Consider the following 18,807-nt stretch of genomic DNA (forward strand, 5'->3'; position numbering starts at 1 on the left):
GGCGGCGTCGGTGGCGGTGCTGGCCGAGGCGGCGGCTTCCTGGGCCTTCTGGGCCGAGGCGTCGGCGGCCGTTTCAGCCTTCTTGCCGCAGGCGGCGAGCGACAGGGCCGAGACGGCCATGCCGGCGATCAGGATGGAGCGGAGAACCTTGGTGGACATGGGCTTCCCTTACGTCTGCTGTGTTCGCTGACGCGACCTTTGGCGGCGCGTCACCCCCTCACAGAACATCAGTTCGAAGACGTGGGCAAGACATTTGTTCACGGATCCGTGATCATTCCGTGATCGCCCGACAGGGCCCTGGCGTCAGGTCTCGGCGGGGATCTGCTGCAGGGCCTCTTCCAGCTCCAGGAAGCTGGGCTGGGCCGGGCTCGGGACGTTGCCGCGGCCGATCTCGACGCTGATCTGGGCGGCGTTGCCGTGCAGGTGGGCGACCAGGACCGACTGGATGATCTTGTAGAACGAGCCCTCCTCGTCGACCACGGCTGTCAGGCGCGTGGCGAACGGGCCGACAATGCCATAGGCCAGGAACACGCCGAGGAAGGTGCCGACCAGCGCGCCGCCGATCATCGCGCCCAGCACGGCCGGCGGCTCGGTGATCGAGCCCATGGTCTTGATGACCCCCAGCACGGCGGCGACGATGCCGAGGGCCGGCAGGGCGTCGGCCAGGCTCTGCAGGGCGTGGGCCGGGGCCAGGCCCTCGTGGTGGTGCTTTTCGAGCTGCTTCTCCATCGCGTCCTCGACCTGGTGGGGATCCTCCAGGTTCATGGTCATCATCCGCAGGGTGTCGCAGATGAAGTCGACGGCGAAGTGGTCCTTGGTGATCTTGGGGTAGCGCTGGAAGATCGAGCTCTCGCCCGGCCGCTCGATGTGGCTCTCCAGGGCGATGACGCCCTTGGACTTCATGGTCTTGGTCAGCAGGAACAGCAGGCTGAGCAGGTCGCGATAGTCGCTGGTCTTCCACTTGGGGCCGGCGAAGATCTTGCCCATGCCGGCGCCGGTGGCCTTGATCACCGTCATCGAGTTCGAGATCAGGAACGAGGCGATGCCCGCGCCCAGGATGCACATCAGCTCGTGCGGGGCGGCGTGGGTGATCACGTCCATCTTGCCGCCGGAGATGACGAAGCTGCCGAAGACGAGGCCAAACAGCAGGACGATGCCGATGATCTGGAACATGACGAAGGAGGCCCCGGGTAACTTCAGCCGGGATCATCGCCGTTAATGCTTAATCCAAGGTGAGCAAGGGGCGCGGCGGGGTCCAGGGCGTGTTGCGCCTTTCGCCGCACCCGCCTAACAGATGTTTGACGTCGCTGTTTCGAGCCAAGCCGGGTCAACCGGCGCTCGTCCAGCACGGCCGCGTCGCGTGGAGGGGGACAGCATGATCGCAGCCAGTCCGGACGTCGTCCTGTCCGATCGCGCCAAGGGCCGGGCCTTCGCCATCCTGTTCGCCGTGCTGCTGAGCAGCGCCGCCGGCAACACCGCCCTGCAGACCGTGCTGCCGGCCATCGCCCGCGAGGTCGGCATCAACGACGTGCTGATCAGCTCGATCTTCTCGCTGTCGGCCCTGCTGTGGGGGGTGATGTCGCCGATCTGGGCCCGGATGTCGGACAAGCGCGGGCGCAAGCCGATGGTGGTGCTGGGCATGGTCGGGTTCGCCGTCTCGATGCTGGGCTTCGGCTTCTTCATCTTCATGGGCCTGAAGGGGCTGATGGTCCCGCTGGCGGTGTTCGCCGGGGCGGCCCTGTCGCGGGCGATCTTCGGCCTGGTGGGCTCGGCCTCCAACCCGGCGGCCCAGGCCTATGTCGCCGACCGCACCGCGCCGGCCGAGCGCACCAACGCGCTCGCCACCATGGCCTCGGCCAGCGGGCTGGGCACGATCCTGGGTCCGGCCGTCGCGCCGTTCCTGGTCTTTCCGCTGCTGACCCTGTCGGGGCCGATGTTCGCCTTCGCCGCCATCGCGGTGGTGGTGCTGGTGCTGGTGATGCGCGGCCTGCCCGAGCGGCCCGAGGAGATCCCCGACCGCGACGACGGCGCGCGCGACAGGCCCCGGGCCCGGGTGCGCTGGAACGACCGGCGGATCATGCCCTTCATCGTCTACGGCTTCCTGCTGGCCTCGGCCCAGACCGTCAACCAGCAGACCCTGGGCTTCATGGTCATCGACAAGCTGCAGATCTCGCCGGCCAAGGCCGCCGCCTTCGCCGGCGTGGCGATGATGGCCGGGGCGGTGGCCAGCCTGCTGGCCCAGTGGGGCCTGATCCGCATGCTGCGCCTCAAGCCCCGGCAGTTGCTATGGCTGGGCGCGGGCTGCGCCGTCCTGGGCAACCTGATCGTCGCCTTCTCGCCCGACTACCACACCCTGGTCGTCGGCTTCGCCCTGTGCAGCCTGGGCTACGGCTTCGCCCGTCCGGGCTTCACGGCCGGGGCCTCGCTGTCGGTCGGGCACGAGGAGCAGGGGGCGGTGGCCGGGGCGATCAGCGCCATCAACGGCGCCTCGGTGATCATCGCCCCGGTGCTGGGCGTCGCCCTCTACAAATGGGCCCATCCCTCGCCCTACCTGATGAACGTCGCGGTGCTGGGCGCCCTGGTCGCCTACGCCCTGCTCGACCCGGTCATGCGCCGGGTCGGCGACGGCGACGCGAGCCAGGAACGCCGCGACGAGGCCCAGGTGGTCGACGCCAGCTCGATCGATGCCAGCGGGCCGCACTAAGGCCTGGTCCTAGCCACGCGCCCAGGCCGGAGCCGCCCGCGCGGCGTAGTCGGCGAAGGGCGTCGCCGGCCGGCCGGTGACGCGAGCGACCACGTCGGAGACCCGCGCGCCCAGCCCGTCACGGATGGCGTCCTGGTTGCCGACCACCAGGGCGGCGTAGTCGCGCGGCAGGCCGAACCCCACCAGCAGGTCGGTGAGCGCCTCCGACGAGATCGGCCGGTGCGCGATGGTCCGCCCCGCCGCCTGGCCGATGATTTCGGCGGCCTGGCTGAAGGTCAGGGCTTGCGGACCCGTGACCTCGTAGGTGGCCCCGGCATGACCGTCCTGGGTGAGGGCGACGGCGGCGACGGCGGCGATGTCGTCGGCGTCGACAAAGGCCACCGCGCCGTCGCCGGTCGCCGTCGCAAAGGCGCCGGCCTGGAGAATCCCCGGCAGCAGGAAGCCTTCGGAGAAGTTCTGCGAGAACCCGCCCGGCCGCAGGACCGTCCAGTCCATCCGCGAGGCCATGACCTGCCGCTCGAGCTTGTCGCGCCCCGAACCCGGGCCCTCGTTGGGGAAGGTCACGCCCATCGACGACAGCAGGACCACCCGCTTGACGCCGGCCAGGCGGGCGGCGGCGAGGAACGGCCCGGTCATGGCCGTGGGGTCCTCCACCAGGTCCGGCGCGACCAGATAGACGGCGTCGACCCCGGCCAGGGCGGGCGCGTGGGTCTCGGGCCGGTCCCAGTCGAACAGGGTGCGGCCCTCGCCGGGCTTGCGGCTGGCCGCGCGGACGGCGACGCCCTGGGCGGTCAGGCGGGAAACCAGGCGGCGGCCGGTCTTGCCGGTGGCGCCGAGGACGAGAACGGTGTCGGTCATGGTGTGGGCTCCTTGTGTGAGCCCTTCACCTATGGCCTCGATGCGCGCCGATGAATGTGTGATAAGCTAAAATTCATGTTCGAACGTCTCGATTCCCGTTTCGATGTCCTGACCGAGGTGCTGGAGGCGGTGCGGCTGGGCGGCGCGCTGTCCTCGCGGCTGCAACTGAGCGCGCCCTGGGCGCTGCGCTACGGCAAGGAGACCGGCCATCGCGCCGGCTTTCACGTGGTGGTGGCTGGGCGCTGCTGGATTCGCCTGGACGGCGACGGCCCGCCGGTCGCGCTGGAGGAGGGGGACCTCGTCCTGCTGCCGCATGGCACGGGCCATCAGCTTTACGACCATCCGGACACGCCCGCCGTGGAGGTCGCGGAGCTGGTGGGCGACCTGGCGCCGGGCGAACGGGTTCCGCTGCCGTCCGGGGACGGCGCCCCGGCGACCTTGCTGTGCGGCTCCTACGGCTTCGCGGCCGACGGGGCCAATCCGCTGCTGCGCGGCCTGCCGGACCTGCTGCATCTGCCGGGCGACCAGACCCGGGGCGAACCCCTGGAGGCGGCGGTGCGGCTGCTCGCCGCCGAGGCCAGCGGGGTCACCCCGGGCTCGGCCCTGGTCGTCGACCGGCTGGTCGACCTGCTGTTCGTCTACGCGCTGCGCGCCTGGCTCATGCGGCAGGGCGAGGCCGGGGCGCGGAGCTGGTTCGGCGCGCTGCAGGATCCGGTGGTGGGGCCGGCGGTCTGGGCCGTTCACGACGCGCCCGCCCAGGCCTGGACGGTGGAGTCCCTGGCGCGGCGCTCGGGCCTGTCGCGGGCCGCCTTCGCCCGCCGGTTCACCCAGGCCGTGGGCGAGCCGCCCCTGGCCTATGTGGCCCGCTGGCGGATGACCGTGGCGGCGGGCCTGCTGGCGCGGGGCGAGCGCATCGCCAAGGTCGCCCACCAGGTCGGCTACGACAACGCGTTCGCCTTCGCCAAGGCGTTCAAGCGGGTGCGCGGCGTGGCCCCGGGCCGGCACCGCCTGCGCGCCGCTGGATGACCCGCTAGACGATCCCCGCCTGGGCCTTCAGCCGCGCCACCATGTCGGACGACAGGTAGCCGTCGGCCGGCAGCCTGCGGTCCTGTTGCCAGGCGCGCAGGGCCTTGCGGGTGCCGGCCCCGACCACGCCGTCGGCCGGACCGGGGTCGAAGCCCAGGCGGCTCAGGGCGATCTGGGCGGCCATGCGGTCGGCCAGGGACAGCGGGGCCTCGACCGGCCAGGCGGCGATCAGCGGCCCTCCGCCGCCGAACTGGTCGGCCAGCAGCCCGATCCCCAGGGCGTAGGAGGTCGAGTTGTTGTAGGTGCGGATGGCGAAATGGTTGGGCAGGGCCAGGAAGGCCGGGCCCTTGGCGCCGGCCGGCAGGATCAGACCGGCGGGCGAGGCGGCGTCGGCGGCCGTCCACGGCAGGCCGTCGGCCCGCCGGACGCCCTTGGCCTCCCACCACGACGGAACCTCGCGCGGCCCCTCGGCCAGGCTGTAGTCGAAGCCGGCCGGCAGGATCACCTCTTCGGCCCAGCCCACGCCGCGCCTCCAGCCGCCCTTGGCCAGCAGGTTGGCGGCCGAGGCCAGGCTGTCGGCGTCGCTGCCCCAGATGTCGCGGCGGCCGTCGCCGTCCCAATCGACGGCGGTGGACAGGTAGTTGGACGGCAGGAACTGGGTCTGGCCCATGGCGCCCGCCCACGAACCCCTGAGCTGGGCGCGGGTGTCCTCGCCCGAGGCGATGATCTTCAGGGCGGCGATCAGCTCGCCCTCGGCCCAATTGCGACGGCGGCCGTCGGCGGCCAGGCTGGCCATCGAGCGCACGACGTCGAAATTGCCCTGGATCTTGCCGAACGCCGATTCCATCGCCCAGACGGCCAGCAGGATGTCGCGCGGCACGCCGTAGCGGCTCTCGATATTGGGCAGGAAGGCCAGTTCCTGGCGCTTGGCGCGGCCGACGGCCACCCGGTCCTCGCTGGTCACACCCTTGACGTAGTCACCGACCGGCTTGGAGAATTCCGGCTGCCGGCCGTCCAGCGACACCACCTTGGGGTCGGGCGTCAGGCCGTCCAGCTCGCGGTCCAGCAGTTGCGGGGTCAGGCCGGCGGCCACGGCCTTGGGCTTGAAGGCGGCCAGCCAGGCGTCGAAGCTCTGCGCCGAGGCGGCGGCCGGCGGCGGCGCGACCGGCGGGGCCGGGGCGGGCGCGGGACCGGGCGGCGGCGCGGCCGGGGCCGGCGACGTCGTGAACGGGGCGTTGGCCGAGGTGTCGGCGCAGCCGGCGAGCAGCAGAACGAGGAAAACGCGTCTATCCATGGTGGCAGGCTACCGGCATCCGCATGAAGGCTGCAATCACAAGGGCGACAGAGCGGTTAAGGTTGCGGCTCGCGGCGAAGATAGCGCGCTTTGCCCACAGGACTTGGCGTTGGCGCGAGCGCCGCATTGACTCCGCCCCCTGTCCTGCTTATACGCCTGCCCTCCGAAACACCCCGGAAGTTCCTCCCGTCACTTGGCGGTCGCGAACCTCTCCGCTGAGTATAGAGACGGTCATGAAGGTTCGTAGCTCGCTGAAGTCGCTGAAGTCGCGTCACCGCGATTGCAAGCTGGTCCGCCGCAAGGGCGTGGTCTACATCATCAACAAGACCGACCCGCGCTTCAAAGCCAAGCAAGGCTAATGACGCCGTCGGGCGCGCCCAGGGCTCTGCTCTGGGACGTCGGCAACGTCATCGTGCGCTGGGACCCGCGCACGCTCTACGCGAAGATCTTCAAGGAACCGGCCGATCTCGACCGGTTCCTTTCGCATGTCGGGACCCTGGACTGGCACGCGGCCACTGATCGCGGCGTGACCTTCGCCGACAACATCGCCGCCCTCAGCGCCGAGCACCCCCACCACGCCGAGCATATCGCCGCCTGGTGGGACCGCTGGCCCGAGATGTTCTCCGGAACCATCCCCGAAACCGAATCGGTGATCGAGGACCTGGCGGCGCGCGGCGTGCCGCAGTTCGGCCTGACCAACATGTCCGGCGAGACCTGGCCCGGCGTGCGGGCCATGAGCCCCGCCTTCCGCCATTTCCGCGACACCGTGGTCTCGGGCGACGAGCGGGTGATCAAGCCCGATCCGCGCATCTTCGAGATCGTGCTGGCCCGCACCGGCCTGGCGCCCGGCGAGCTGCTGTTCGTCGACGACAGCGCCGCCAATATCGCCGCGGCGGCCGCGATGGGCTTCCACACCCACCACTTCACCGACCCGGCGGCGCTGCGGCCCGCGATCGAGCGCTTCGGCCTGCTCTGATTTCCCTTCTCCCCTTGCGGGAGAAGGTGGCGCGAAGCGCCGGATGAGGGGTTGAAGAACCTGTCCGCCGCGACCAGTTGAGCCGCTGAGCTGACGTCCGACGTGCGAGAGACCCCTCATCCGTCGGCCTTCGGCCGCCACCTTCTCCCGCAAGGGGAGAAGGATTTCGGGAGCGCATCATGGACATCGGTTTCATCGGCCTGGGGGCCATGGGCAAGGCGATGGTCGCCAACCTGCTGGACCAGGGCCACGCCGTGACGGTGTGGAACCGCTCGGGGTCGCCGGTGGCCGAGCTGGTCGCCCTGGGCGCCAAGGCCGCCGCGAACGTCGAGGACGCCCTGGCCGGCGACGTCGTCCTGTCGATGCTGGCCCACGACCAGGCGGTCCGCGACGTGCTGCTGGCCGGTGGGGCCCTGGCCAACGCCCGGCCCGGCCTGGTCCATGTCAACCTGGCGACGGTCTCCACCGCCCTGGCCCGCGAGCTGGCCGCGCATCATGCCGAGCTGGGGCTGGGCTATGTGGCCGCGCCGGTCTTCGGTCGTCCGCCGGTGGCCCGGGCCGGCGGCCTCAACATCGTCGTGGCCGGGGCGCCCGACGCGGTGGCCACGGCGACGCCGGTCCTGGAGGCGCTGGCCGGCAAGTTGTGGCCGATGGGCGAGGACCCGGTCCGCGCCAACGCCGTCAAGCTGGCGGGCAACCTGATGATCGTCTCGGCGGTCGAGGCCATGGGCGAGGCGGCGGCCCTGGGCCAGGCCCACGGCGTGCCGGCCGGCGACCTGCTGGAAATGCTGACCGGCACGCTGTTCGCCGCCCCCGTCTACAAGATCTACGGCGCGATGATCATGGAGCGGACCTATTCCCCCGCCGGCTTCACGGCGGAGCTGGCCTTGAAGGACGTGCGTCTGGCCAAGGACGCGGCGGCCGAGAAGGGCCTGGCCCTGCCGCTGGCCGATCTGGCCGAACGCGGGCTCCAGCGGGTGCTGTCGGAAGGCGAGGGCGATCTCGACCTGGCCTATCTGGCGGAGGTCGCGGCGTGGCGCGGACCCAACCCCGCCAAGAGCGACTGAAGGCGCTTTCCCTTTGGCCGCGTTGCCACTAGGTTCCCGGCCTTTCCGCCCTCCGACTTATTGCGAGATGATCCGCCATGGCTGATGACGCCGCCCATTCAGACGTCCTGAACTCCACCGCTCAAGGCCAGCTGAAGAGCATCATCGAGCGCATCGAGCGCCTCGAGGTCGAGAAGGCCGAGATCGCCGAGCAGATCAAGGAAGTCTACAACGAAGCCAAGGGCAACGGCTTCGACGTCAAGGTCCTGCGCAAGGTGGTCCGCATCCTCAAGCAGGACCGCGCCAAGCGCCAGGAAGAGGACGCGATCCTCGACCTGTACCTGTCGGCCGTCGGCGCGATCTGATTTCGGTTGGGGACGCCCGCATGCGGGCGTCCCCGTCCCGACCATGACCGAATTCACGGTTTTTAAGCGTGCGTCCCGCCGCCGACGCCCGCTAGTCTGCCGCCCATGCGCGCCAAGAAGCCGCCAGACCCCAGAGCCCAGGCCCGCAAGGCCGCCCTCAACGCGCTGAAGCGCGCGCGGCGCACCGCCGACAAGGCGGGGATCGAGCTGTCCGACTGGGAGGGCGAGTTCCTGGGCTCGGTCGCCCAGCGCATCGAGACCTACGGCCGGGCCTTCGGCGACCCCGAAAAGGGCGGCGCCGGCCAGGCGATGTCGGTCAACCAGACCATCAAGCTCAAGGAGATCGCCGCCAAGGCCCAAGGCAAGGGCAAGGGGGGCGAGCGCAAGCCGATGAACCGCGGGCGAGGGTTCGAGCGCAAGGCGCCGAAGGTCGAGGCCGGCGCCGAGGACGAGAACTGAGGTTCCCTCCGGCCGCCAGGCGCGCTAAGGCTTGGGCATGAGCAAGACCGAAAGCGGTCCGCGCCGCTTCTGGCTGCGGCGGACCCAGGGCCCGACCTGCACCGTATGACGCTCCTGACCTGATCAGCGAGACGCCGCGTCCGCGCGGCCCATGGACGGCCGCGGCCGTCGGCGAACCTTCCGGACCTTACTCATGACCCACACCACCCCTGACTGGGCGCAGCGCTTCAGCGACCGCATGTCCCGCGTCCGCGCCAACGAGATCCGCGAGCTGCTGAAGCTGCTGGATCAGCCCGACATCCTGTCCTTCGCGGGCGGCATTCCCGATCCCGGCCTGTTCCCGGCCGACCGGATCCAGGCCGGCTACGACGCGATCCTCGCCGACCAGGACCTGGCCCGCCAGGCCCTGCAATATTCGGTGAGCGAGGGCTACCTGCCCCTGCGCCGCTGGATCGCCGAGCGCATGGCGCTGGCCGGCGTCGACTGCGACGAGCACAACATCCTGGTCACCGCCGGCTCTCAGCAGGCGCTCGACCTGATCGGCAAGCTGTTCCTCAGCCGCGGCGACACGGTGATGGTGGCCCGGCCCACCTATCTGGGGGCGTTGCAGGCCTTCAACGCCTATGAGCCGGCCTATCTGGACCTGCCCGAGGGGGCGCTGGCGAACGGTCTCGACGCCGAGGCGCTGATGGCCGGTCGTTCGCCCCGCGCCCTGGGCTATTTCGTCCCCGACTTCGCCAACCCCACCGGCCAGAGCCTGACCCTGGCCGAGCGCGAGGCCCTGCTGGATCTGGCCGGGCGCCTGGACATGACCCTGATCGAGGACGCCGCCTATCGCGACCTGCGGTTCGAGGGCGAGGCCCTGCCGTCGCTGCTGGCCCTCGACATCGCCCGCCGCGGCTCGATCGAGGCCGCGCGGACCCTGTTCTGCGGCACCCTGTCCAAGACCGTCTCGCCGGCCCTGCGCGTCGGCTGGATCTGCGGGCCGCGCGCGGTGATCGAGAAGCTGGTGCTGCTGAAGCAGGGCAGCGACCTGCACGTCTCCACCATCAACCAGATGGTCGCCCACCGGGCGGTGTCGGAGGGCTACGAACAGCACCTGGGCGTGCTGCGCGGCGCCTATGGCGCCAAGGCCCGGACGATCCTGGCGGCGCTGGAGCGCCACATGCCGCCGGGCGTGACCTGGTCCCAGCCCCAGGGCGGGATGTTCGTCTGGATCCGGCTGCCGCAGGGCCTGGACGGCAAGGTCATGCTGGAACGCGCCCTGGCCGAGGAGCGCGTCGCCTTCGTGCCCGGCGAGCCGTTCTTCGCCGAGATCCCCGCCGCCAACGCCATCCGCCTCAGCTACTCCCTGCCTGGCGAGGCGGAGATCGAGGATGGCGTGGCGCGGCTGGCGGCGCTGATCGGGCGGATGGGGTAAGGGGGCTTATTCCTTCTCCCGCAAGGGGAGAAGGAAACCCTACGACGCTTCCCTCATGTCCACGTCGATGCCCTGCTCGCGGACCTTGCGGTAGAGGGTCGAGCGGCCGATGCCCAGGCGGCGGGCGACCTCGCTCATGTGGCCGGCATAGACCTCGATGGCGTGCTGGATCAGGTCGCGCTCGATCTCCTCCAGGGTCCGCAGGTGGCCACGGTCGTCGAGGATGCGCACCGGCGAATCGGCCGGGACCCGGGCCATGGCGGCGTGGGCGGCCTGCAGCACGGCCGGCAGGTCGGGCTGGGCGGCGGCGACCGGCCCGACGGCTTCCGGAGGCGGTGCGACGATCCCCGAGATGGCCGGGAAGTCGTAGGGCTGCAGATAGGGGGCGTCGGCCAGGATGATGGCGCGATAGACCGCGTTCTCCAGTTGGCGCACGTTGCCGGGCCAGTCGAAGCCGTTGAGGAAGGCCAGGGTCTCCGGCGCGGCGCCGACCACCCGCTTGCCCTCTTCGACGTTGAAGCGGCGGATGAAGGCCTCGGTCAGGGCCGGGATGTCCTCGCGACGTTCGCGCAGGGCCGGGGCCTCGATCGGGAAGACGTTCAGGCGGTAATAGAGGTCCTCGCGGAACCGGCCCTGCTCGACGGCGTGGGCCACGTCGCGGTTGGTGGCCGAGACGATGCGCACGTCGACCTTCTGCGAACGCTTGGAGCCGATCGGGTCGATCTCGCCCTCTTGCAGGGCGCGCAGCAGCTTGACCTGCATGTCCAGCGGCAGTTCGCCGACCTCGTCGAGGAACAGGGTGCCGCCGTCGGCCTCCTTGAACTTGCCCAGGTGCTTGTCGGTGGCGCCGGTGAAGCTGCCCTTCTCGTGGCCGAACAGGATCGACTCGACCAGGTTCTCCGGGATGGCGCCGCAGTTGACGGCCACGAACGGCTTGCCGGCCCGCTCGGAGGCGCCGTGCACGGCCCGGGCGATCAGCTCCTTGCCGACCCCGCTCTCGCCGGTGATCAGGATGGGGATCGAGCTCTTGGCGGCCCGCTCGCCCATGCGCTTGACCATGCTCATGGCCGGCGAGGTTCCGATCAGGTCGGCGAAGGTGGTGCGGTTGCCGGCCCGCTTGGTCAGCCGCTCGACCTCGCCCTTCAGCGAGGTCATCGACAGGGCGTTGCGGATCGAGACGGTGATCCGCTCGGGGCTGGCCGGCTTGATGAAGAAGTCGGTGGCTCCGGCCTGCATGGCCTTGACCACGGTGTCGACGCCGCCTGATGCGGTAAGAACGATCACGGGCTGCACGAAGCCGCGCGCGCGCATTTCCTGCAAGGTCTCGTGGCCCGTCATGCCCGGCATCACCAGGTCCAGCAGCACCACGTCGACCGGCGCGCCGCTGGCCAGATGGGCCATGGCCGCGTCGCCGTTCTCGGCGTGCGAGACCGCGAAGCCGTCGCGCTCGAGCACGGCCTGGATCAAGCGACGTTGAGTCGGATCGTCGTCGACGACGAGAACCGTCTTGGTCATTTCAGACACCCACTGAACCGGCCGCGTCCGACATGGGACAGGGCTCTTGTTGGTTCAGAGTGATACAGGGCGCGGGTAAAGACCGAGTTTCGGAGACGTGAGTCAGGGATTAACGCACGCGCTTAACGAGGTGTGACGATCCGGGGGAGGGCCAAGCCTAGCCGGCCTTCATCGGGGTCCGGCGGACCACGCCGCTGACGCCCTGGCTGACGATCCTGGCGTCGACGCGGGTCTCGCCCTCGCGGCCCACGTGGCAGACGCCGACGAAGTGGGTCTTGCGGTCGGTCTTCTTCTCGGTGGTGGTGGCCTCGAACGTCACGTCCATCGCGCCGTCGGGCCTGGCGCCGGCGGCGTCCATGTGGGTGACCTCCAGGCCGTTCAGCGGGCCGATGCTGAACTTCTCCTTCAGCCGGTTGGTACAGCTGTTGAAGACGAAGACGCTGCGGATCGCGGTGGCGAACGGGCCCAGCGGCTTGTTCTCGGCCATGGCCGGAGGCGCGGCCGCCAGGGTCAGAATCACGGCGATAGCGGCGGCGGCCCTGGTCATCGAACTCCCCTCGTTGGCGTAGCGAGGTTATGCGGGCGGGAGCGAAGACGCATTTTAATTCGCGGTAATGGTCGTTCGGCCTTAGCTTCGCCCGAAGGAACGCAGCTCGGGGGAGCGACCATGTTCGTCGGACACTATGCGGCCGCCCTGGCCGCCAAGGCCGCGCAGCCCAAGGCGCCGCTGTGGACCTATGTGCTGGGCTGCCAGCTGGTCGATGTCGGCTGGAGCGTGCTGATCATGACCGGGGCCGAGCGGCTGCGGTTCGACGACAGCCTGGCCGGCAGCACCCTGGTGCTCGAGCACATGCCCTACACCCACAGCCTGCCGGCGGCCGTGTTGTGGGCGGTGGCGGCGGGCGTGCTGGCGACCTGGCTGCTGAAGCTGCCGCGCCGGGCCGGAACGATGGTCGGGCTGGTCGTGCTGTCGCACTGGGGACTGGATTTCCTGGTCCACCGGCCGGACCTGGAGCTGTGGTTCGGCGGTCCCAAGGTGGGGCTGGGCTGGTGGAACCATCCCGTGCCCGAGCAGGCGCTGGAGATGGGCCTGCTGGCCATGGGCGCGGCGGCCTGGGGCTGGCGGCGCGGTCTGCAAGGGCGGGCCGGCTGGTCGGCGCCGCTGTTCGTGGCCCTGCTGCTGGGCGTGCAGATCGCCGCCATGCTGGCCCCGCCGGGCGGCGGGGCGGTGCAGATGGGGCTGTCGGCCCTGGCGGTCTATCTGCCGATCGTCGCCGTCGCCTGGGCGATGGACCGGGCCGAGCGGAGGGCCAGATAGGGGAAAGGCTGCGGCAGCGATTGCGTCGGACCCCACGCACGCCATATCCCTACGGCCATGAACGCCCCCTTCAAGACCGACGCCCTGCCCGAGTGGAACCTCGCCGACCTCTATGCCGGTCGCGACGATCCGAAGATCGAGATCGACCTGGCCGCCGCCAAGGCCGCCAATGACGAACTGGCCAGCCTGGAGGGCCTGTTCCTCCAGGCGCGCGGCGAGCCCGAGCGGCTGGGCGTGCTGCTGGATCGCGGCGTCCGCCTGTACGAGCAGGCGACCAACGGCCTGTGGGGCGTGGGGGCCTATGCCGGCCTGGCCGCCTCGACCGCCCGCGACGACCCGGCCTGGGCCAAGTTCGAGGCCGACCTGCGGGCCCGTTCCTCGGCGATCGCCGCCGAGAGCCTGTTCTTCTCGCTGGAGCTGAATCAGCTGGAGGACGGCGAGCTGGAGGCGGCGCTCAAAGCCTTTCCGCTGGCCGTCCGCTGGACGCCCTGGCTGCGCCGCCTGCGCCTGTCGCGGCCGCACGAACTGACGCCCGACCTGGAGCGCTACATCGTCGATCGCGGCCCGGCGGTGGCCAACTGGGTGCGGCTGTATGACGAGACCCTGGCCAAGCTGGCGGCCAAGGTCGGCAAGGAAAGCCTGACCCTGCCCGAGGCGCTGAACCGCCTGTCCGACCCCGACGGCCAGCGTCGCCAGGCGGCCGCCGACGGCCTGGCCCAGGCGCTGGAAGAGCGCGCCTCGACCCAGGGGCTGGTGATGAACACCCTGGCCTTCGAAAAGCAGGTCGAGGATCGCTGGCGGCATTTCGACAGCCCCGCCCAGTCGCGCCACCTGGCCAACGAGGTCGACGCCGACGCGGTCGACGCGCTGGAGGCCGCCGTGGTCGAGGCCTATCCGCGCCTGTCGCACCGCTACTACGCCCTGAAGGCCAAGGTCATGGGCCGCCAGACCCTCGACTACTGGGACCGCAACGCGCCGCTGACCGCCGCGACGCCGAAGGCCTATGGCTGGGACGAGGCGCGGGAGATCGTGCTGGACAGCTACCAGGCCCTGGCCCCGAAGTTCGCCGACACCGCCAGGACCTTCTTCGCCAAGCCGTGGATCGACGCCCGCCCCCGAGCCGGCAAGCAGTCGGGCGCCTATTCGCACCCGGTCACCGCCGAGCGGCACCCCTATGTGTTCATGAACTACATGGGCGAGCGGCGCGACGTGCTGACCCTGGCCCACGAGCTGGGCCACGCCGTGCACCAGACCCTGTGCGCGCCGCTGGGCACCCTGCTGGCCGACACCCCCCTGACCCTGGCCGAGACCGCCTCGATCTTCGGCGAGGGCCTGGTGTTCGACCGCCTGCTGGCCGAGGCGACGCCCGCCGACCGCAAGGGGCTGCTGGCCGGCAAGATCGAGGACGGCCTCAACACCGTGGTCCGCCAGATCGCCTTCCACCGCTTCGAGCGCCGCTTCCACGAGGCCCGCAAGGACGGTGAGTTGTCGCCCGAGCAGATCGGCCAGCTGTGGCTGGAGGTGATGGGCGAGAGCCTGGGCCCGGCCGTGACCCTCAACGCCGGCTACGAGCACTACTGGGCCTATGTCAGCCATTTCGTGCACGCGCCGTTCTACGTCTATGCCTATGCATTCGGCGACCTGCTGGTGCGCGGCCTGATGGAGAAGCGCCGCGAGGATCCCGAAGGCTTCGCGCCGCTCTACGAGGACCTGCTGGCGGCCGGCGGCACCCGCACCTATGTCGAGGCCCTGGCCCCGTTCGGGCTGAACCCGCGCGACAAGGCCTTCTGGGCCGCCGGCTGCGCGCAGCTGGAACGGCTGGTCGACGAATTCGAAGCCCTGGTCTGACGGAGACGACGCGATGCCCACCAAGGAACGCCTGGCGGAGTTCGTCGCCACCGTCGAACGCAACGAGCATGTCGAGGCGATCGAGCGGTTCTACGCCGAAGACGCCTCGATGCAGGAGAACAACGCCCCGCCGCGCGTCGGCCGCGACGTGCTGGTCGAGCACGAGGCCGCCGCCCTGGCGCGGCTGTCGAAGATGGACACCCAGCCGGCGGTCCTGGTGCTGCACGACGGCGACAACGTGGTGATCCAGTGGATCTTCCTGATGACCAACAAGGACGGGGTGACCCTGAAGTTCGAAGAGCTGACCCACCAGGTGTGGCAGGGCGACCGGATCGTCCGTGAGCGGTTCTTCTACGACTCCCGGCAGTTCGGATAGGCGATGGCCGACGACGCGCCTCTCAAGGACCCCGAACGCGACCGTCTCTCCGGCCGACTGACCCGCTTCGCCAAGGTCGGGGCGGGGCTGTCGGGCGCCGCGGTCAGCTACGGCGCCAACAGCCTGTTCGCCGGCGGCGGGGCCGACGCCCGCAACGCCAAGGCCCTGAGGGCGGCGCTGGGCGGGCTGAAGGGCCCGCTGATGAAGGCGGCCCAGATGTTCGCCACGGTGCCCGACCTGCTGCCGCCTGAGTTCGCCGCCGAGCTGGCCGAGCTGCAGACCAACGCCCCGGCCATGGGCTGGCCGTTCGTCCGCCGCCGGATGGCCGCCGAGCTGGGGCCCGAATGGCAGGGCCGCTTCCTGAGCTTCGAGCACGAGGCGGCCGCCGCCGCGTCCCTGGGCCAGGTGCACCGCGCCGTGGCCCCCGACGGCCGGGCCCTGGCGGTGAAGCTGCAATATCCGGACATGCAGAGCGCGGTCGAAAGCGACCTGGGCCAGCTGCGGGCCCTGATCGGCCTGTTCAAGCGCATGGACGGCTCGATCGACCCCAGCGAGATGATCGTCGAGGTCGGCGACCGGCTGCGCGAGGAGCTCGACTACGAGCGCGAGGCCCGGCTGATGGCGCTGTACGGCGGCTTCTTCTCGGGCCGCGCCGACATCCAGGTGCCCCAGCCCGTGCCGTCGCTGTCGACCCGGCGGCTGCTGAGCATGACCTGGCTGGAGGGCCGGGGCCTGCTGACCTTCAAGGACGCGCCGCAGGACACCCGCGACCGCATCGCCGCCCTGCTGTTCGAGGCCTGGTGGAGCCCGATGACCAAGCTGGGGATCATCCACGGCGACCCCCACCTGGGCAACTACACCTTCGGCGGGCCGGAGGGCGGCGACGGGGCCGCGCACCTCAACCTGCTGGACTTCGGCTGCATCCGCATCTTCCCGCCGCGCTTCGTGGCCGGGGTGGTGCGGCTCTATCGCGGCCTGCTGGACGACGACCGCGCCGAACAGGTCGAGGCCTATCGCAGCTGGGGTTTCGCCAACCTCAACGACGACCTGGTGGATGTGTTGAACGTCTGGGCGCGGTTCATCTACGGCCCGCTGCTGGACGACCGGGTGCGCACCGTGGCCGACGACGTGCCGCCCGGCGAGTACGGCCGCCGCGAGGCCTTCAAGGTGCGAAAGGCCCTGAAGGAGAAGGGGCCGATCACCATCCCCCGCGAGTTCGTGTTCATGGACCGCGCCGCCATCGGCCTGGGCGCGGCCTTCCTGCACCTGGGGGCGCGGCACAACTGGCGGGCCCTGTTCGAGAAATCGCTGGAGGGCTTCTCGGAGGAGGGGCTGGCCAAGCGGCAGGCGGCGGTGCTGAGCGCGGCGGGGGTGGCCTGAGGCCTCGCCGAATTCTCCCCCTGAAATGCGTTCAGTGAACGCTGCTCAATCTTTCGTTCAAGGCTCGGCGTGTAGATGTCGTGGGACGGAAACGGGGACGTTCCAATGGCGACAGCGATTTCGACGGGCCTGGAGGCGTCGTCGGCCTGGCGTCGAGGCCTTCGAGCGACCCGTGACGTGCTGCTGGTCTCGTCCCGTCAGCCGCGAGGCCTGGCCGCGCGCCTGGTGTTCTCGGGCGTCGTCTTCGCCGCCACCCTGCCTTACCTGTTCTGGGCGCTGCCGTTCGCCTGGATGGCGACGATGGCGCTCCTGGCCGTCGCCGAGCGGCACGACGTCTCGCGGGAAGGCCGGCCGGTCGCCGGCCGCAACCTGTTCGCCTGGCTGCAGAGCGCCGGCTACGCGGTGGCGGGCTTCTACATCACCTTCGCCGAGACCGGAGCGGCCCAGACCTTCGGCGTGACGCTGTACGGCGTGGTGATGTTCGAGATCCTGGCCAGCGACTACGCGCGGCCCCGGCGGTTGTTCACCAATCTCACGCCGATGCTGGTCTCGATGGCCTTGATCCAACTGCTGGCCAGCCTGTGGCTGATGCAGCGCCATGAACCCTGGCGGATCGTGACCGTGCTGGCGACGACCTATCTGGTGTTCCGCGCCTTCCGCTCGGTGCAGGTCGACCTGATCCGCGCCCGCGAGGAACTGGCCGAGGCCTCGACCCGCGCCGAGGCCGACGCCCGCAAGATCCGCGAGGCCCACCGCATCACCCTGATGGCCGAGACCATGGCCGGCGTCGGTCACTGGCGCGTGGACATCGCCAGCGGCGTGACCACCTGGTCGGAGGGGGTCTATCGGATCTACGATCTGGATTCGGCCGGGCCGATACCAAGCCTGGACGAGCAGATGGCCTTCTACGATCCGGCCGAGCGCGAGGCCCTGGCCGCGCGTCTCCGGGCGACGGCGATCGACGGCCGTCCCTTCGAACTGGCCGGGCGCCTGACCCGCGCCGATGGCTCGGTGCGCCACGTGATCTGCCACGGCGGCGCCGAGCTGGGGGCGGACGGCGCGGTGGCGACGGTGTTCGGCGCGGTCATGGACGTGACGGAGGCGAGGTCGCGCGAGGAAGCGCTGCTGGACGCCAAGCTTCGCGCCGAGGCCGCCGCCGAGGCCAAGGCCGAGTTCCTGGCCAATATGAGCCACGAGATCCGCACGCCCCTGACGGCCATCAACGGCTTCTCCAACCTGCTGGGCGAACTGGACGGCCTGCCGCCGCAGGCCGGCGCCTATGTCCGCCGCGTCAACGCCGCCGGCCACACCCTGCTGGCGGTGGTCAACGACATCCTCGACTTCTCCAAGCTGGAGGCCGGCCACGTCGCCCTCGATCCGCGGCCCTTCGCGCTGGAGCCCCTGTTCGACGACCTGGCGGCCATGTTCGCCGAGCAGGCGCGCGAGAAGAGCCTGGTCCTGTCCCTCGAGGTCGCGCCCGGCACGCCGGCCGCCGTGAACGCCGACGCCGACCGCCTGCGCCAGATCGTGGTCAACCTGATCAGCAACGCCATCAAGTTCACCGACGCCGGCGAGGTGCGGGTCAGCGTGGCCCACCGTGCGCCCGGACGGCTGGAGGTCGCGGTGTCCGACACCGGTTGCGGCGTGCCGGCCGACAAGCGCGAGCGGCTGTTCCAGCGCTTCTCCCAGGTCGACGGCTCGATCAGCCGTCGCTATGGCGGCACCGGCCTGGGCCTGTCGATCTGCAAGGGCCTGGTCGAGTTGATGGACGGAACCATCGAGATGATCCCGGCCGACGGCGGGGGTTCGATCTTCCGTTTCGAGATCGCCGCCGCCCGGGCCGAACTGGCGCCCGTCGCCGATCCGGGCGCCCGGAAGCGACGGACCGACGGCACCGCGCGGATCCTGGTGGTCGACGACCTGGACGTGAACCGCGAGCTGGTCCGCGCCATGCTGCAGGCGGTGGGGCACCAGGTGGTGGAGGCGCGCGGCGGCGTCGAGGCCCTGCGGCTGGCGTCCGACCAGGCGTTCGACCTGATCCTGATGGACCTGCAGATGCCCGGCATCGATGGCTTCGCCTCGGCCCGGGCGATCCGCGAGCTGACCGCCGGCAACCGCGACACGCCGATCATCGCCCTCAGCGCCGACGTGCTGCCCGAACACATCGACGCCACGGCCCATGCGGGGATGAACGGTCACATCGGCAAGCCGATCTCGGCGGG

At 70.5% G+C, this 18,807-nt stretch carries 18 protein-coding genes and 1 pseudogene; 13 read left to right on the forward strand and 6 right to left on the reverse strand.

Annotated features, from left to right (window positions below):
- Together PMI01_RS28170 and motA are read right to left on the reverse strand one after the other, a co-directional pair.
- Nucleotides 1-159 (reverse strand): annotated as a pseudogene (locus PMI01_RS28170) (hypothetical protein); the annotation flags it as partial.
- Nucleotides 160-303: 144 nt separating this feature from the next.
- Nucleotides 304-1,173, reverse strand: a complete 870-nt coding sequence (gene motA, locus PMI01_RS03795) for a flagellar motor stator protein MotA (RefSeq protein WP_007663267.1) — start codon at nucleotides 1,171-1,173, stop codon at nucleotides 304-306.
- A 202-nt stretch (nucleotides 1,174-1,375) separates the two neighbouring features.
- Between motA and PMI01_RS03800 the strand changes: the two genes are divergently transcribed.
- Nucleotides 1,376-2,704 carry an MFS transporter gene (locus tag PMI01_RS03800; protein WP_007663268.1) on the forward strand — a complete coding sequence of 443 codons (1,329 nt, stop codon included), beginning with the start codon at nucleotides 1,376-1,378 and terminating at the stop codon, nucleotides 2,702-2,704.
- 9 nt (nucleotides 2,705-2,713) lie between these two features.
- Here PMI01_RS03800 and PMI01_RS03805 read toward each other — a convergent pair whose 3' ends face one another.
- Nucleotides 2,714-3,562 (reverse strand): NAD(P)H-binding protein, encoded by an 849-nt coding sequence (locus tag PMI01_RS03805; protein ID WP_007663269.1) that lies wholly within the window; start codon nucleotides 3,560-3,562, stop codon nucleotides 2,714-2,716.
- Nucleotides 3,563-3,637: 75 nt separating this feature from the next.
- Here PMI01_RS03805 and PMI01_RS03810 point away from each other — a divergent pair, with 75 nt between their 5' ends.
- The gene (locus tag PMI01_RS03810; RefSeq protein ID WP_007663270.1) at nucleotides 3,638-4,588 is read left to right on the forward strand and encodes an AraC family transcriptional regulator; all 951 of its coding nucleotides are present in this window, start codon (nucleotides 3,638-3,640) and stop codon (nucleotides 4,586-4,588) included.
- 4 nt (nucleotides 4,589-4,592) lie between these two features.
- Here the strand turns inward: PMI01_RS03810 and PMI01_RS03815 are convergent, their stop codons facing one another.
- Complete coding sequence (locus PMI01_RS03815) at nucleotides 4,593-5,882, reverse strand: lytic murein transglycosylase (RefSeq protein ID WP_007663271.1); 1,290 nt, start codon at nucleotides 5,880-5,882, stop codon at nucleotides 4,593-4,595.
- A gap of 233 nt (nucleotides 5,883-6,115) precedes the next feature.
- Between PMI01_RS03815 and ykgO the strand changes: the two genes are divergently transcribed.
- The 6 genes from ykgO to PMI01_RS03845 all read left to right on the forward strand — a co-directional run bounded on the left by ykgO (nucleotide 6,116) and on the right by PMI01_RS03845 (nucleotide 10,148).
- Nucleotides 6,116-6,241: a type B 50S ribosomal protein L36 gene (ykgO, locus tag PMI01_RS03820; protein WP_007663273.1), complete on the forward strand. Its 126-nt coding sequence runs from the start codon at nucleotides 6,116-6,118 to the stop codon at nucleotides 6,239-6,241.
- Nucleotides 6,241-6,858 carry an HAD family hydrolase gene (locus tag PMI01_RS03825; RefSeq protein WP_007663274.1) on the forward strand — a complete coding sequence of 206 codons (618 nt, stop codon included), beginning with the start codon at nucleotides 6,241-6,243 and terminating at the stop codon, nucleotides 6,856-6,858. Before ykgO ends, PMI01_RS03825 begins: the two co-directional genes overlap by 1 nt.
- A 179-nt stretch (nucleotides 6,859-7,037) precedes the next feature.
- Nucleotides 7,038-7,925: an NAD(P)-dependent oxidoreductase gene (locus PMI01_RS03830; protein WP_007663275.1), complete on the forward strand. Its 888-nt coding sequence runs from the start codon at nucleotides 7,038-7,040 to the stop codon at nucleotides 7,923-7,925.
- A gap of 77 nt (nucleotides 7,926-8,002) precedes the next feature.
- Nucleotides 8,003-8,269: a DUF2312 domain-containing protein gene (locus PMI01_RS03835; protein WP_007663276.1), complete on the forward strand. Its 267-nt coding sequence runs from the start codon at nucleotides 8,003-8,005 to the stop codon at nucleotides 8,267-8,269.
- A gap of 105 nt (nucleotides 8,270-8,374) precedes the next feature.
- On the forward strand, nucleotides 8,375-8,728 hold the full coding sequence (locus PMI01_RS03840; protein WP_007663277.1) for a hypothetical protein: 354 nt from the start codon (nucleotides 8,375-8,377) through the stop codon (nucleotides 8,726-8,728).
- 151 nt (nucleotides 8,729-8,879) lie between these two features.
- Nucleotides 8,880-10,148 carry an aminotransferase-like domain-containing protein gene (locus PMI01_RS03845; RefSeq protein WP_369742916.1) on the forward strand — a complete coding sequence of 423 codons (1,269 nt, stop codon included), beginning with the start codon at nucleotides 8,880-8,882 and terminating at the stop codon, nucleotides 10,146-10,148.
- Between the two features lie 39 nt (nucleotides 10,149-10,187).
- Here the strand turns inward: PMI01_RS03845 and PMI01_RS03850 are convergent, their stop codons facing one another.
- Complete coding sequence (locus tag PMI01_RS03850; RefSeq protein ID WP_007663279.1) at nucleotides 10,188-11,663, reverse strand: sigma-54-dependent transcriptional regulator; 1,476 nt, start codon at nucleotides 11,661-11,663, stop codon at nucleotides 10,188-10,190.
- 157 nt (nucleotides 11,664-11,820) lie between these two features.
- On the reverse strand, nucleotides 11,821-12,210 hold the full coding sequence (locus tag PMI01_RS03855) for a hypothetical protein (protein ID WP_007663280.1): 390 nt from the start codon (nucleotides 12,208-12,210) through the stop codon (nucleotides 11,821-11,823).
- A 120-nt stretch (nucleotides 12,211-12,330) separates the two neighbouring features.
- Here PMI01_RS03855 and PMI01_RS03860 point away from each other — a divergent pair, with 120 nt between their 5' ends.
- From PMI01_RS03860 to PMI01_RS03880, 5 genes are all read left to right on the forward strand, one after another.
- Nucleotides 12,331-12,981: a hypothetical protein gene (locus PMI01_RS03860; RefSeq protein WP_007663281.1), complete on the forward strand. Its 651-nt coding sequence runs from the start codon at nucleotides 12,331-12,333 to the stop codon at nucleotides 12,979-12,981.
- Between the two features lie 57 nt (nucleotides 12,982-13,038).
- Nucleotides 13,039-14,829 carry a M3 family oligoendopeptidase gene (locus PMI01_RS03865; RefSeq protein WP_007663282.1) on the forward strand — a complete coding sequence of 597 codons (1,791 nt, stop codon included), beginning with the start codon at nucleotides 13,039-13,041 and terminating at the stop codon, nucleotides 14,827-14,829.
- Between the two features lie 13 nt (nucleotides 14,830-14,842).
- The gene (locus PMI01_RS03870; protein ID WP_007663283.1) at nucleotides 14,843-15,205 is read left to right on the forward strand and encodes a nuclear transport factor 2 family protein; all 363 of its coding nucleotides are present in this window, start codon (nucleotides 14,843-14,845) and stop codon (nucleotides 15,203-15,205) included.
- A gap of 3 nt (nucleotides 15,206-15,208) precedes the next feature.
- Entirely contained in the window at nucleotides 15,209-16,585 is a 1,377-nt protein-coding gene (locus PMI01_RS03875; RefSeq protein ID WP_007663284.1) for an ABC1 kinase family protein, read from the forward strand.
- Nucleotides 16,586-16,690: 105 nt separating this feature from the next.
- Nucleotides 16,691-18,807, forward strand: a 2,117-nt coding sequence (locus PMI01_RS03880) for a hybrid sensor histidine kinase/response regulator (RefSeq protein WP_007663285.1), incomplete at its 3' end; no start/stop codon positions are given.

The organism is Caulobacter sp. AP07 (assembly GCF_000281955.1).
GTDB lineage: Bacteria > Pseudomonadota > Alphaproteobacteria > Caulobacterales > Caulobacteraceae > Caulobacter.